We start from the raw sequence: 13935 nt of genomic DNA on the forward strand, positions 1-13935 counted from the left end.
CCCCATCCCGGATCGGGACAGCGCCCCGGCAGGGGTTAACGGCGCGTGCTCAGACGAGCATTTCGGCGGCCGGACCGTGACCTAGAAATGCGCTCGGGGAGGCGCTGGCGCCATAGGCGCCGGCGCAGAACACCGCGACCAGATCGCCGACCTCGGCGCGGGGCATCATGGCATTGTCGGCAAGCCGGTCGAGCGGAGTGCACAGGCAGCCGACGATGTTCACTTCCTCCGTCGGTTCCGCCCCGTAACGGGTTGCAATCGCCGAAGGATAGTTGCGGCGCACCACCGTGCCGAAATTGCCCGAAGCGGCCAGCTGGTGGTGGAGGCCCCCGTCGGTGACGAGGAAGGTCGTCCCGTGGCTCTCCTTGCGGTCGATCACGCGGCAGAGATAGACCCCCGCCTCGCCCACGAGGTAGCGGCCGAGCTCCATGCAAAGTTCGGTATCGGCCAGTTCGGGCGGCAGGTCCGCGACCCGCTCTGCCAGCCCCGCGCCGACGCGCTCCAGATCGACCGGCGTGTCGCCGGGGAAGTAGGGAATACCGAGGCCGCCGCCCATGTTGAGTTTGGGACAGGCATGGCCGATCGCGCGGGTCAGCTCGGCGGCAAGCGCGAGGACATTCGCCTGCGCCTCGATGATGGCGTCGGCAGACAGGGTCTGGCTGCCGGTGAAGATGTGCAGGCCCCGCCACTCGGCCCCTGCGGCGATGAGGTGGCGGGCGAGCGCCGGAACGCGATCGGCATCGATGCCGAACTGCTTGGCTCCGCCGCCCATCTTCATCCCCGATCCGGTCATCACGAAAGAGGGATTGACCCGGATCGCGATGCGCGGGCGCACGCCGAGGCGCTCGCCGATCGCCAGCGCACGCGCGCCCTCGCCCTCGCTCTCGCAATTAAGCGTCACACCGGCGCGGATCGCGGCTTCCAGCTCGTCGTCCCGCTTGCCCGGGCCGGCAAAGCTGATCCGGCGCGGGTCGATGCCGACCGCCATGCACAGCGCCAGCTCGCCCGCCGAGGCGATGTCGAAGCCGTCGACGAGAGGCGCCATGTGGCCGATCACCGCGAGATGCGGGTTGGCCTTGACCGCGAAATTGACCCCGACGCGCGCTGGCAGGGCCGCCCGCAGCGCCGCCACCCGTGCATCGAGGTGGGCGCGCGAATAGACGAACAGCGGTGTGCGCCCGGCTTCCGCGACAAGCTCGCTCGCGCGGCGCCCGCCGATGGCGAGCTCGCCGTCGATCGTCTCGTAACCGGCGGGGATGGGGCCGACGGGCTTCATTCGCCGAATTCCTCGTTGAGTTGGCTCTGCAAGGCCGTGCGGTCGATCTTGCCGTTGGGGTTGAGCGGCATGGCCTCGCGCCAGTGGATCTGCTGGGGCTGCATGAAATTGGGCAGGTCGCGCTGGAGCCGCTTCGGCAGATCCTCGCCCCCCGCCGCATCGCCGCGCACCACCAGATGCACCGCCTGCCCCAATCGCGCGTGCGGCACGCCAAGCGCCACCGCCTCGGCAACGAGCCCGGTGGCGAGCGCAGCCTCCTCGATCTCCTGCGGGCTGATACGGTTGCCCGCGCTCTTGATCATCGCATCGCGCCGCCCGGCGAAATAGAGCAGCCCTTGCGCGTCGCGCTTCACGCGGTCGCCCGAGAACACGGCCATTCCGCCATAGGTGGAGGCCGCGGGCGCGGGCTTGAAGCGTTCCGCCGTGCGCTCCGGGTCCTGCCAGTAGCCCTGCGCGACCAGCGGACCGCAGTGGACCAGCTCGCCCTCCTCGCCGTCCGCCGCGATGTCGCCCGCGTCGTTCACGACGAGAATCTCGGCAAAGGGAATCGCCTTGCCCATCGAGGTCGGGTGGGTGTCGACCAGCGCGGGATCGAGATAGGTCGAGCGAAAGGCTTCGGTGAGGCCATACATCGAGAACAGCCGCGCTGCGGGGAACATGCCGCGCAGGGACCGCACCAGATCGGTCGTCAAGGCGCCCCCGCTATTGGTGAGCCGGCGCAGCGGAGCGGAAGCCTCGGCGGGCCAGTCGATCTCGGTGAGCTGCACCCACAGCGGCGGCACCGCGGCAAGGGTCGTCACCCCGTGCCGGGCACAGGCTTTCGCGACATCCTTGGGGAACAGGAAATCGAGCGGCACCACGCAGCCGCCCGCATACCATGTGCTCAGAAGCTGGTTCTGCCCGTAATCGAAGGACAGCGGCAGCACGGCGAGCGTCACGTCGTCGTCCGCAAGGCCGAGGTAATGCGCCACGCTGACCGCGCCCAGCCACATGTTGGCATGGCTCAGCATCACCCCCTTGGGGCGACCGGTGGAGCCGCTGGTGTAAAGGATCGCCGCAAGCTCCGACGGATCGGCCTCGGAGGGTGGCAGTTCCACCCCTGTCGCCTCGGCCGCCGCCAGCGCCTCGGCCTCGCCCAGCGCCGCGCAGCCCGGGGGCAGATCGCCCGGCTCCAGCCCGGCAAGCCGCGAGCCCGTTCCGATCAGCAGCTTCGCCCCGCTGTCGGCGAGGATATGCGCCACCTGCGCGCGCTTCAGGAGCGGATTGACCGGCACATGCACCAGCCCCGCCCGCGCCGTCGCGAGCGGCAGGAGGCAGGTCAGCTCGCCCTTCGCGGCCCAGCTCGCCACCCGCGCGCCCTTCTCGGGCACCATCCGTGAAAGCCATCCGGCGAGCAGAGCAACACGCTGTCTTAACCGGTTGTGGTTAAGCGTGCCCTCGCGCAGCACCAGTGCCGGTGCCTCGCCACGCCCCGCCGCCACCGCCAGTTCGGCGAGTGTATCGAGCGGACGCGGGAGAGGATCGGGATGCTGCGGCATGATCGGGAGTGTTCTTTCAGGTGATCGAAGCGCGGTATCACGATAGCGTTAACGTCTTGCAAGCGCTGACTGCGCAAGGCGTGGCCGCGCCCTTCGACCGGGCGGAGTGGTTCGCGTTGCTAGCCGAGACCGGCCTCGTGCCCTTGATCGCGATGGCGGGCGACGGGGCCGAAACCGCCGCCCTCGCCCTCACCGAGGCAGGCGGGCGAATCACGCCCTTGCGCAACTGGTACAGCTTCACCTGGCGCGAACTCGCCCCGGCGGGCCCGGCGGGCGAGCGCCTGCTGGTCGCCATCGCCCGGCAGCTCAAGCAGCGCGGGTGGCGCGTCACGCTCGAACCCGTGCCCGGCGAGGACGGATCGGCCGACCGGCTCGCCCGCGCCTTCCGCGCCGCGGGCTGGCAGGTCGCGGTCGAGCCTTGCGACATCAACCACATCCTGCCCGTCAAGGGCCGCAGCTTCGCCGACTACTGGGACAGCCGCCCCGGCCCCCTGCGCACCACGCTGAAGCGCAAGGCGAAGAAGGTCGAGACCGAGATCCTGACCCGCTTCGACGCGCAGGTCTGGGCCGATTACGAGGCGATCTACGCCGCCAGCTGGAAGCCGGCCGAGGACCAGCCCGCGATGCTGCGCGCCTTTGCCGAAGCCGAGGGCGCAGCCGGGCGGCTGCGGCTCGGGGTGGCGCGCGCCGATGGCGTGGCGGTCGCCGCGCAGGTCTGGACGGTCGAGAATTCCATCGCCTACATCCACAAGCTCGCGCACCTCGAAAGCCACAAGAACCTCTCGGCCGGCACCACGCTCACAGCGGCGCTGTTCGAGCACGTGATCGACACCGACAGGGTCGCGCTGGTCGATTTCGGCACCGGCGACCAGAGCTACAAGGCCGACTGGATGGAGGAGGTGCGGGAACGTTTCCGCATCGATTGTCTCGCTCCGGCACGCCCGCAAAGCTGGGCCCCGCTCGCCAAGCGGTGGCTGCGGCGCGCGGTGGGCTGAAGCCTGCTCCTGCGCGCGGGCTATGCTTGCACGCGGCCCTGCGCATGGCTAAGCCCCGCCGCCACGGCCTGCAACAGGGATTTTGGGCACTGATGACCACCTCTTCGAACCTCGACAGCGACGCTGCAGACAACGCGCTCGACCGCGAACTCAAGGCGCTGATTGCCGACGTGCTGGGCCTCGATCCCGCGCAGGCGGCGGGCTTCGGGCCGGACTCGGGGCTGTTCGGCCACCTGCCCGAACTGGATTCGATGGCGGTCGCGGGCCTTCTCACCGAGATGGAGGACCGGCTCGGCATCGTGATCGAGGATGACGACGTCGACGGCGAGATGCTGGAAACCTATGGCGGCCTGCTCGCGTTCGCCCGCGCGAAGCTCGAGGCGCGCTGACCTGCCGCCCGCCCCCTTCCGAGATCGCTCAGCGTGATTTCCACGTGGACCATCCCGGCAACCGGCGGGGCTGATACGGCCGAGGAAATGCTCCTCGCCTTCGACCGGGGCCGGACGCGGCGGGTGCTCGTCTGCCCCGCCTGGTTCGACGAGGCAAACAAGCTGCGCCGCTTCACCGTGGAGGTGATGCGGCGGCTCGATGGGGCCGGGATCGACAGCCTGCTGCCCGACCTGCCGGGCTGCAACGAGAGCACCGTCCCGCTTCAGGATCAGACGCTTGCAGGCTGGAGCGAAGCAATGGCGGCAGCCGCGCTGAGCCTCGGCGCAACCCATGTGCTCGCGATCCGCGCGGGCGCGCTGGTCGCACCTACCGGCCTTCCGGGTTGGCACTATGCCGCCCAGTCCGGCCCGAGATTGCTGCGCGGCATGATCCGCGCGCGCACCATCGCCGCGCGCGAGGCCGGGATCACCGAGACTTCCGAAGGCCTCATGGCCGAGGGCCGTGCGCGCGGGCTGGTGCTCGGCGGCTGGGCCATAGGGCCGGCGATGTTCGCCGCGCTGGAGAGCGCCGAGCCCGCCCTCGCCCCCGGCCAGTCCGACATTGCCCAGTCGCAGGTCGGCGGCCCCGGGCTGTGGCTGCGCGCCGAGCCGGACGAGGATGCGGGCCAAGCCGATCGCCTCGCCGCGCTGATCGTCCAGAGCCTCGCGGAATCAGGTGCATGACCCGCCTTTCCCACACCTTCGGCTGCGGCAGCCTGATGCTCGCCGGCACGCTCGACACCGCGCCGGGCACCACCGGCCTGCTGATCGTCAGCGGCGGCAACGAGATCCGCAGCGGCGCCTTCGGCGGGCAGGCCGACATGGCCGCGCGCATCGCGGCGGCAGGCTTCCCGGCGTTCCGCTTCGACCGCCGCGGGATCGGTGACAGCGAGGGGGAGAACCGCGGTTTCCGCCATTCGGCCAAGGACATAGGCGCCGCACTTGACGCCTTCCGGGCGATGGCCCCGCAGGTGTCGCGGGTGGTGGCCTTCGGCAATTGCGACGCCGCCTCGGCGCTGATGCTGGCCAAGGGCGCCGGGTGCGACGGGCTGGTGCTCTCGAACCCGTGGACCATCGAGAGCGACGGCGACGGCATGGCGACGGACGCCGTCCCGCCCCCGGCCGCGATCCGCTCGCGCTATCTCGAAAAGCTGACGAACCCGCGCGAAATCATGCGCTTGCTCGGAGGAGGTGTGAATCTGCGCAAACTCGCGCGCGGGCTGGTCCACGCCGTCAGCCCGCCCCCGCCGCCCTCGAGCCTCGCGCAGGACATGGCGGCCGGACTGGCGGGATTTGCCGGCCCGGTGCGCATCCTGCTCGCCACTGCCGACCGCACCGCGCAGGTCTTCGAGAGCGCATGGGAGCGCAGCGATTCGCGCATCCGCCGCTGCGACGGCGCGGGGCATGCCTATGTCGAGCCCGAACACCGCGCCTGGCTTGAGGCGCAACTGCTTGAAATGCTGCGCGGCTAGCGTTCGAACAGGCTGACCAGTTCGACATGGGTCGACCAGCGGAACTGGCCCACCGGGCGCAGCTTCGCGAGCCGGAAGCCCGCCTCCGCCAGCACAGCCGCATCGCGCGCCCAGCTCGAGGGATTGCAGCTGACATAGACCACCCGCGACAGCGTGCTGGCCGCGATTTCAGCCACCTGCGCCCGCGCCCCGGCGCGCGGGGGATCGAGCAGCACCGCGTCGAAGCGGTTGAGTTCGGCCGGCTGGAGAGGTGCGCGGAACAGGTCGCGGTGAAGCGCGAGCACCTGCCCTCCGCTGCGCGCGCCCGCCGCCTTGCACGCGAGATGCGCGGCCTGATCGGCCTCGACCGCCAGCACCTTGCGGGTCTCACTGCCCTTGGCGCGGAGGCCGAAGGCGAAGGTGCCCAGCCCCGCGAAGAGATCGGCCACCATGCGGGCATCGCCCAGCCATTCCGCCGCGTCGGCGACCATGCGGCTCTCGGCGTCCTGCGTCGCCTGGAGGAAGGCGCCCGGCGGCAGGCCGACGGGAACGCCGGCAAGCGTCACCGTCACCGGCTCTGGCTCCCAGACCGTCTCCGGTCCATAGCCCTGATCGAAGGAGAGCCGTGCAAGCCCTTGTTCGCGAGCGAAATCCAGCGCCGCCTCGGTGGGGCCAAGGCCCTCCAGCGGGAAATGCGCAAGGCTCGCCTCCACCCCCTGATCGGCCAGCGTGAGGTCGATCCCGACCATCGCCTTGGGCCCATGCGCCGCGACGAAGGCCCGCAGCGGCGCGATCAGCGCGGCGAGCTGCGGGTGAAGCACCGGGCACTCGGCAAGATCGACGATCCGGTGCGCCCCGCCCTCGCGATAGCCCAGCACAGCCCCCTTCGCGGTGCGCAGGCCATGAAGTCCGGCACGGCGGCGGGTATGCGGGGGCGAGAGGTGGACCGGCAGCACCTCGCCCGCCTCCAGCCCCTGCCCGCGCGCGGCATTGACCACCCGGTCCGTGACGAAATCGCCGAGCGCGGCATCGTCGGCATGCTGCAACTGGCACCCGCCGCATTGCGCGAAGTGGCGGCAGGCCGGCGCAATGTGGTGCAGCCCGGGCGTGATCTCGCCCGCCCCGTCCACCACATCGCCCGGCACCGCGCCTGCGACATGGCGGCCGGAGGGGGTGACGCCGTCGCCCTTGGCGGCGAGGCGGATGATCTGTTCGGTGCTGCTCACAGAGAGGCCGCTAGCGTCTCGGGCACCCTTTCGGCAAGCTGCGAGGGCGTGAAGGCGGCCCCCGCCCGCCGCGCCGCCTCGCCGTGAAGCCAGACCGCCTCGCAGGCCGCCGCGAAGGCATCACTGCCCGCAGCCACGCGGCTCGCAGCGATGCCCGCCAGCACGTCCCCGGTGCCCGCGACCGACAGCCAGCTCGGAGCCGGCGGGGCGAGCGCCAGGCGGCCGTCGGGGGCCGCGACGCAGGTGTCGGGGCCCTTGGCGAGCACCACCATGCCGCTGACCCTTGCGAGGGCCAGCGCCCGCGTGCGGCGTCCTTCGGCGATCACCCCGAAGCTGCGGCACAGGACCTCCAGCTCGCCATCATGGGGCGTGGCGAGGATCGGCTTGCCGTCCGGCAGCAGCGCCGGGGCAAGCAGCACCAGCGCATCGGCGTCGATCACCACCGCCCGCGCGCGGCGCAAGGCCGCCGCAAGGGCATCGCGCGCGGCATCGTCCCGGCCCAGTCCCGGCCCGACCAGCACCGCCGCCATGCGGGAATCGGCAAGTGCCTCCGCCAGCGGGGCGCTGTCGGTCACCACGTCGGGCGGCGTGCGGGAGTCAGGCGCGGCGGCAAGGAGCTTCACATAGCCCGCCCCTGCATGCTGCGCCGCCATCGCCGCCAACAGGCTCGCCCCCGGCATCGCTCCCGCCACGATGCCGAGCAATCCGCGGCGGTACTTGTGACTGTCGACGGCAGGCGCGGCGAGGCGCGGCCGCCCGACCAGCTGCGCCGCGCCCTCGACGCCCGCGATCCCGATCGGCACAAGCCGCATCTGCCCCATCAACACTCGGCCCGGCAGGCTCCAGTGAGCGAACTTCCAAGCCCCGAGCGCGAGGGTCAGATCGAAGGCCGGCAGCCGCTCGCCCAGCACCGCGCCGCTGTCGCTGGCGATGCCCGAAGGCACGTCCACCGCGACCCGGAACCGGTGGCGCGCGGCGAGGTCGCGTAGCAGCAGCGCGTGTTCCGGGATCAGGGGGCGGGCGAGCCCGGAGCCGAACAGGCAGTCGACGAAGACGTCGCCCGGTCCCTTCCCCGCTCCGCTCGCGACTGGTCCGCCCCAGCGGCGGCGCGCCTCGCGGGCGGCATCTGTGGCAGGCTCGAGCGGGGCTATGACGGTGACGGCATTGCCGCTCTCACGCAGGCGCCGGGCGATGACGTAGCCGTCGCCGCCGTTGTTGCCGGGGCCGCACAGCACGGTGACGCTCCGGCCCGCAGCGAGGCGGCGGATCCACTCGGCCGCACCGCCCGCGGCGATCTCCATCAGCTCGGAAACGCTCGTGCCGGCATCGAACAGCGCCTGCTCGGCGGCGCGCATCTGGGAGGCGGTGAGGACCTGCGCGACGCTCACGAGGCGTTGAGGAGCGCGAGCGGGATGCGGTAGCGGTCGCCCGCGATGCTGAACTGCACCGCATCCTGCCCGCCCTGCTCCATCACCAACTGATCGGCCCCGTCGCGGGTGGCGAGCGCGCCGCTGGCGGGATCGCGGGTCAGCCGCCGGAAACCGCCGTCGGGATGGTAGAGGATGATCTCGGAGGTCCCCGCGATGCGCTCGACGAAGCAGCCCGGGGACAGTGAGGCACCCGCCCCGATGGCGCAGGTCATCACCGCGCCCGAGGGCGAGGCCGAGGCGGAGGCCGCCGGCGAAGGAGGGGCGTCGCTGTCGGACCCGCAGGCCGCGAGCAGCGCCGCCAGTGGCAGGACAGTCGCGCTAGATGTCCGCAAACACATGGGTCTCCGCCTTCGCGCCCGGATGCGTGATCGCCCCGTAACGCGCCTTTCCGACCACCTGTTGATAGCGCCAAAGCGCGCCCGATTGATAGTCGTTGGTGCGGGGCTGCCACGATTCGAGACGCCTGGCGAGCACCTCTGCGGGTACTTCGAGCTCGATGCTGCCGGTTTCGGCGTCGATGCTGATGATGTCGCCGTTCTCGACCAGCGCGATCGGGCCGCCGTCGGCGGCTTCGGGGCAGACATGGCCGATGCAGAAGCCCCGCGTCGCGCCGGAGAAGCGCCCGTCGGTGATCAGCGCGACCTTCTCGCCCATGCCCTGCCCGTAAAGCGCGGCGGTGGTGGAGAGCATCTCGCGCATCCCGGGACCGCCCTTGGGCCCTTCGTAGCGGATGACGATGACGCAGCCTTCGGCGATGTCGCGGCCTTCGACGGCGGCGAAGGCGTCCTCCTCGCAGTCGAACACCCGCGCCGGGCCGGAGAACTGGAGCCGCGCCATCCCGGCGACCTTCACGATCGCGCCGTCGGGGGCGAGCGAGCCCTTGAGGCCGACCACGCCGCCGGTGGGGGTGATGGGGCTCTTCACGTCGTAGAAGACCTTCTGGTCGGGGTTCCAGGTGATCTCCTCGAGGTTCTCGCCGATGGTCTTGCCGGTGACGGTGATCGGGTTGGGATCGATGAACCCGCCATCGAGCAGCGTTTTCATCGCCATGTAGACCCCGCCCGCCTCGTGCATGTCCTTGGCGACATACTTGCCGCCGGGCTTGAGGTCCGCGATGTAAGGCGTTGATTTGAAGACCTCGGCGACGTCGAACAGATCGAAGTCGATGCCGCATTCATTCGCCATCGCTGGCAGGTGCAGCGCGGCGTTGGTCGAACCACCGGTGGCCGCGACGACGCGGGCGGCGTTCATGAAGGCCTCGCGGGTGCAGATGTCGCGGGGGCGCAGGTTGCGGGCGACGAGCTCCATGACCTGCTTGCCCGCGGCCACGGCGATATCGTCACGCGACCTGTAAGGAGCAGGCGCCATGTTGCTGTTCGGCAGGGACAATCCGATCGCCTCGCCGACGCAGGCCATGGTGTTGGCGGTGAACTGGCCGCCGCAGGCGCCGTGGCCGGGGCAGGCGACCTTCTCGAGCGCGATCAATTCGGTCAGCGGGCAATTGCCGGCGGCGAACTGTCCCACGGCCTCGAACACGTCGACCACAGTCACGTCGTTGCCGCGGTGGGTGCCGGGGAGGATCGATCCGCCATAGACGAAAATCGAGGGCACGTTCAGCCGCAACATCGCCATCATCATGCCGGGCAGGCTCTTGTCGCAGCCGGCAAAGCCGACAAGAGCGTCATAACAATGGCCTCGGACCGAAACCTCGATAGAGTCCGCGATGATCTCGCGGCTGATAAGCGAGGATTTCATGCCCTGGTGACCCATCGCGATCCCGTCGGTCACGGTGATGGTGTTGAAACGGCGCGGGGTGCCGCCGCCCGCGATCACGCCCTCGCGGCAAATATCGGCCTGCGCGTTGAGGGTGGTGTTGCACGGCGCCGAATCGTTCCCCGCGCTGACCACCCCCACGAAGGGCGCGGCGATCTCCTCCTCGGTCATGCCCATCGCGTAGTAGTACGAGCGGTGCGGCGCGCGCTCAGGGCCGACCGAAACGTGGCGGCTGGGGAGCTTCGACTTGTCAAAGGTGTGCGACATAAGATTTCCCGATTGCGGCGATTTGCGACACGCCCTTGCCTTCAGGTGAGCGCCGACGCAACCCTTTGCGCAATTTTCGCCAACAGCGCGGCCCACCGGGCGTGGTCGGCGGGGGTGGCGGTCAGGTCCTGCCTGAGCTCGATGCCGAGGTAGGCGCAGCCCTCGGCCTCGGCGTGGCGGTTCATGGTGTAGTTGAGATCGCGGCCCGAATAGGGGAGGTTGTCGCCGACGTTCAGCCCCTCAGCTTCGAGCAGCGGAATCGCGATGCGCGCGGCGCGCTCGTCGCGGTTGTAGAGCACCCCCACCTCCCACGGCCGCGCGGCATCCGAGGTTTCGAGCCGCGGGGTGAAGGAGTGGAGCGAGAGGATCAGCGCGGGTTCGCTTCGCTCCAGCCACGCGGCCAGCGCCGTGTGATAGGGGCGATGGAAGCGGGCGAGACGCGCTTCCCGGTCCGCGCCGATATTGCCGGGGATGAGGTGCCCGTCGCTCGCTTCGGGAACGAGGCCGGGCGCGTCCTCCTCGCGGTTGAGGTCGCAGACCAGGCGGCTGACGGCGGCGATGTGGGCGGGGATGGCGTGATCGCGGGCGAGGATTTCGGCGATCGCCTCGGTGCCGATGTCGAGGGGGATGTGCTCGCCCATCAGGTGCGCGGGGATGCCGAGGGTGATGTCGGCGGGCACGGTATTGGAGGCATGGTCGGCGATGAGCACGATGCCGCCGGGGACGGGCGTGCCGAGCTGGCGGAAGACTTCGTTCATGCCCCCACTTCCGTTCGCCTCGAGCGAAGTCGAGAGGTCTGTCCGGGGTGTCTCGAGTTCGCTCGACACGAACGGGACTCAGGACAGATCACCGCAGCCGCCCCGCCATCGTCCACCATTCGCGCGGTAAGGCCGCCGCCGCCGCGTCGCGGGCTTCGGGCGTATCGTAAAGCGCGAAGCAAGTCGCGCCGGAGCCGGACATGCGGGCGAGCCACGGGTTGGTGTCGGCCAGCGCGGCCAGCACCTCGGCGATCACCGGGCAGAGCGAAATGGCAGGGGCTTCGAGGTCGTTGCGCCCTTCCCGCGCAATCCGGCTGGCGGGGCCTTCGGGGAGCCCACCGCGATCCGCGCCGTCCCACGCCTTGAACACCGGGCCGGTCGAGAGCGGCACGCGCGGGTTGACCAGCAACACGGGGGTGCCGGCGAGGTCGTCCTCGACGTCCTCCTGCTCGGTGCCGGTGCCGAGGCCGATATGGGTGCGGCTGCGCACGCAGGCGGGCACATCCGCACCGAGCTTGGCCGCGCGCGCGGGCCAGTCATCGGGCAGACCGTGGAGCGCCTCGACGATCCGGAACACCGCCCCCGCATCCGCCGACCCGCCGCCAAGGCCAGCCGCGACGGGGAGGTTTTTTTCGAGGGTCACCGCCAGCCCCTTCGGACGCGGGAGGGCGTTCAGGGCCTTCGCCACCAGATTGTCGAAGGGATTGTCGAGCCCGCCCGCGAACTCGCCCAGCGTGGTGACGCTGTCGGCCGCGGCCGGTGTCGCCGTCAGCACATCGCCCGCATCGACGAAGGCGAAGAGGGTCTCGAGCTCGTGATACCCGTCCTCCCGCCGCCTGCGGACATGCAGCGCGAGGTTGATCTTGGCGTAGGCGGTTTCAGTGAGGGTCATGCGCGCAGCTTACCGCTTCCGAGGTGGCGCACTGAGCCATTGGCAATCCAGCGCGAAGCGGCGCCAGCGCCCAGAATGAACCCAATCAGCAGTACCGCACGATCGAAGCCGGTAAGCACTTGCTTGACCTGCTCATTGGCGAAACCGGCGAACACGCAGGCAAATAGAAATGCCAGCACAGCAAAGGCGGCACGGAATCGCTTGATTGAAAGCATGCCGCCCCGTCCGATCACATATTCGGATAATTCGGCCCGCCGCCACCCTCAGGCGTCACCCAGTTGATGTTCTGGTTGGGGTCCTTGATGTCGCAGGTCTTGCAGTGGACGCAGTTCTGCGAGTTGATCTGGAACCTGGGCTCGCCGGACTTCTCGTCGATCAGCCACTCGTAGACCCCCGCCGGGCAATAGCGCTGCGAGGGGCCGCCGAAGACGTCGTATTCGCTGCGCTTCTGCAGCTCCCAGTCCTTCACCTGAAGGTGGCAGGGCTGGTCCTCGGCATGGTTGGTGTAGCTGTAGGCGACGTTGGTGAGCTTGTCGAAGCTGATCACCCCGTCGGGCTTGGGATAGGCGATGGGCGGGTAGAGATCGGCACGGCCGGTCATCTCGTAGTCGCGATGGTGCTTCATGCTGATCGGCAAGCCGATCTTGAGAGTGCGCATCCACATGTCGATGCCCGCAAGCGCGGTGCCGATGTCGCCGCCGTACTTGGCGACCGCGGGCTGGGCGTTCTGGACCAGCTTCAGCTCGGTCGCGATCCAGCTGGAGCGCACCGCGGCGTCATAGTCCATCAGCTCGGTCTTTTCGTGACCGGCAGCAATCGCCGCCGCGATGCTCTCGGCTGCCAGCATCCCGCTCTTCATCGCGGTGTGGCTGCCCTTGATGCGCGGCACGTTGACGAAGCCCGCCGCGCAGCCGATCAGCGCGCCGCCGGGGAAGGCGAGCTTGGGCACCGACTGCCAGCCGCCCTCGTTGATTGCGCGGGCGCCATAGCTCACCCGCTTGCCGCCCTCGAGATATTCGCGGATCGCCGGGTGCTGCTTCCAGCGCTGGAATTCCTGATAGGGCGAGACCCAGGGGTTCTTGTAATCAAGCGCGGTCACGAAGCCCAAGGCCACCTGCCCGTTTGCCTGGTGGTAGAGGAAGCCCCCGCCCCAGCTCTCGCTTTCCGAGAGCGGCCAGCCCTGCGTGTGGATCACGCGGCCCGGCTTGTGCTTCTTGGGATCGATGTCCCACAGTTCCTTGATGCCGAGGCCGTAGACCTGCGGCTGGCAGTTCGCCTCGAGGTCGAACTTCGCCTTCATCCGCTTGGTGAGGTTGCCGCGCGCGCCCTCGGCGAAGAGGGTGTACTTGGCGTGGATCTCCATGCCGGGCTGGTAGTCGCCCTTGTGGCTGCCGTCCGCCGCCACGCCCATGTCCTGGGTGATGACGCCCGCGACCGCGCCGTTCTCGTCGATCATCACGTCCGCCGCCGGGAAGCCGGGGAAGACCATCACGCCCAGCCCCTCGGCCTGCTCCGCCAGCCAGCGGGTGAGGTTGCCGAGCGAGCCGGTGTAGCAGCCGTGGTTGCTCATCAGCGGCGGCATGATCGCGTGGGGAAGCGAGGTCTTGCCGGTCTTCGAGAGCACCCAGTGCCAGTTGTCGGTCACCGGGGTCTCGGCCATCGGGCAGCCCTGCTCGCGCCATTCGGGCAGCAGCTCGTCGAGCGCCTTGGGATCGACCACCGCGCCCGACAGGATGTGCGCACCGATCTCCGAGCCCTTCTCGAGCACGATCACTTCCAGTTCCGGATTGATCTGCTTCAGCCGGATCGCCGCCGACAGACCCGCCGGACCGCCGCCGACGATGACGACGTCGCAGGGCATCGATTCACGTTCGCTCATGGGGATTCCTGATCCTTGTTGG

General features: G+C 69.8%; 14 protein-coding genes. 4 read left to right on the plus strand and 10 right to left on the minus strand.

Features of this window, described 5'->3' with window-relative positions; genetic code table 11:
• Positions 1 to 49: 49 nt before the first annotated feature.
• The gene (locus CBR61_RS11250; RefSeq protein ID WP_088914443.1) at positions 50 to 1276 is read right to left on the minus strand and encodes a pyridoxal-dependent decarboxylase, exosortase A system-associated; all 1227 of its coding nucleotides are present in this window, start codon (positions 1274 to 1276) and stop codon (positions 50 to 52) included.
• Positions 1273 to 2814, minus strand: a complete 1542-nt coding sequence (locus CBR61_RS11255) for an acyl-CoA ligase (AMP-forming), exosortase A system-associated (RefSeq protein ID WP_088914444.1) — start codon at positions 2812 to 2814, stop codon at positions 1273 to 1275. Before CBR61_RS11255 ends, CBR61_RS11250 begins: the two co-directional genes overlap by 4 nt.
• Positions 2815 to 2870: 56 nt before the next feature.
• Here CBR61_RS11255 and CBR61_RS11260 point away from each other — a divergent pair, with 56 nt between their 5' ends.
• From CBR61_RS11260 to CBR61_RS11275, 4 genes are all read left to right on the plus strand, one after another.
• Positions 2871 to 3809: a GNAT family N-acetyltransferase gene (locus CBR61_RS11260; RefSeq protein ID WP_088915590.1), complete on the plus strand. Its 939-nt coding sequence runs from the start codon at positions 2871 to 2873 to the stop codon at positions 3807 to 3809.
• A 92-nt stretch (positions 3810 to 3901) separates the two neighbouring features.
• Positions 3902 to 4198, plus strand: coding sequence for an acyl carrier protein (locus CBR61_RS11265; RefSeq protein WP_088914445.1), 297 nt, complete (start codon positions 3902 to 3904; stop codon positions 4196 to 4198).
• Between the two features lie 33 nt (positions 4199 to 4231).
• The gene (locus CBR61_RS11270; RefSeq protein ID WP_233996711.1) at positions 4232 to 4921 is read left to right on the plus strand and encodes a hypothetical protein; all 690 of its coding nucleotides are present in this window, start codon (positions 4232 to 4234) and stop codon (positions 4919 to 4921) included.
• Positions 4918 to 5709, plus strand: coding sequence for a hydrolase 1, exosortase A system-associated (locus CBR61_RS11275; protein ID WP_088914447.1), 792 nt, complete (start codon positions 4918 to 4920; stop codon positions 5707 to 5709). Before CBR61_RS11270 ends, CBR61_RS11275 begins: the two co-directional genes overlap by 4 nt.
• Here the strand turns inward: CBR61_RS11275 and CBR61_RS11280 are convergent.
• From CBR61_RS11280 to CBR61_RS11315, 8 genes are all read right to left on the minus strand, one after another.
• Positions 5706 to 6914: a class I SAM-dependent RNA methyltransferase gene (locus CBR61_RS11280; RefSeq protein WP_088914448.1), complete on the minus strand. Its 1209-nt coding sequence runs from the start codon at positions 6912 to 6914 to the stop codon at positions 5706 to 5708. The genes CBR61_RS11275 and CBR61_RS11280 overlap by 4 nt on opposite strands.
• Positions 6911 to 8302 carry an NAD(P)H-hydrate epimerase gene (locus tag CBR61_RS11285; RefSeq protein WP_088914449.1) on the minus strand — a complete coding sequence of 464 codons (1392 nt, stop codon included), beginning with the start codon at positions 8300 to 8302 and terminating at the stop codon, positions 6911 to 6913. The genes CBR61_RS11280 and CBR61_RS11285 overlap by 4 nt, the downstream gene beginning before the upstream one ends.
• The gene (locus CBR61_RS11290) at positions 8299 to 8682 is read right to left on the minus strand and encodes a hypothetical protein (protein WP_157696569.1); all 384 of its coding nucleotides are present in this window, start codon (positions 8680 to 8682) and stop codon (positions 8299 to 8301) included. Before CBR61_RS11290 ends, CBR61_RS11285 begins: the two co-directional genes overlap by 4 nt.
• A complete protein-coding gene (gene ilvD / locus CBR61_RS11295; protein WP_088914451.1) occupies positions 8663 to 10384 on the minus strand; it encodes a dihydroxy-acid dehydratase in 1722 nt (573 codons plus the stop codon). Before ilvD ends, CBR61_RS11290 begins: the two co-directional genes overlap by 20 nt.
• A 41-nt stretch (positions 10385 to 10425) precedes the next feature.
• Entirely contained in the window at positions 10426 to 11142 is a 717-nt protein-coding gene (locus tag CBR61_RS11300) for an N-formylglutamate amidohydrolase (RefSeq protein ID WP_088914452.1), read from the minus strand.
• Between the two features lie 88 nt (positions 11143 to 11230).
• The gene (locus tag CBR61_RS11305) at positions 11231 to 12034 is read right to left on the minus strand and encodes a 4-(cytidine 5'-diphospho)-2-C-methyl-D-erythritol kinase (RefSeq protein ID WP_088914453.1); all 804 of its coding nucleotides are present in this window, start codon (positions 12032 to 12034) and stop codon (positions 11231 to 11233) included.
• A complete protein-coding gene (locus tag CBR61_RS11310; protein ID WP_088914454.1) occupies positions 12031 to 12249 on the minus strand; it encodes a hypothetical protein in 219 nt (72 codons plus the stop codon). Before CBR61_RS11310 ends, CBR61_RS11305 begins: the two co-directional genes overlap by 4 nt.
• Before the next feature lie 14 nt (positions 12250 to 12263).
• On the minus strand, positions 12264 to 13913 hold the full coding sequence (locus CBR61_RS11315; protein WP_088914455.1) for an electron transfer flavoprotein-ubiquinone oxidoreductase: 1650 nt from the start codon (positions 13911 to 13913) through the stop codon (positions 12264 to 12266).
• Between the last annotated feature and the right edge of the window lie 22 nt (positions 13914 to 13935).

Source organism: Porphyrobacter sp. CACIAM 03H1 (genome assembly GCF_002215495.1).
GTDB lineage: Bacteria > Pseudomonadota > Alphaproteobacteria > Sphingomonadales > Sphingomonadaceae > Erythrobacter.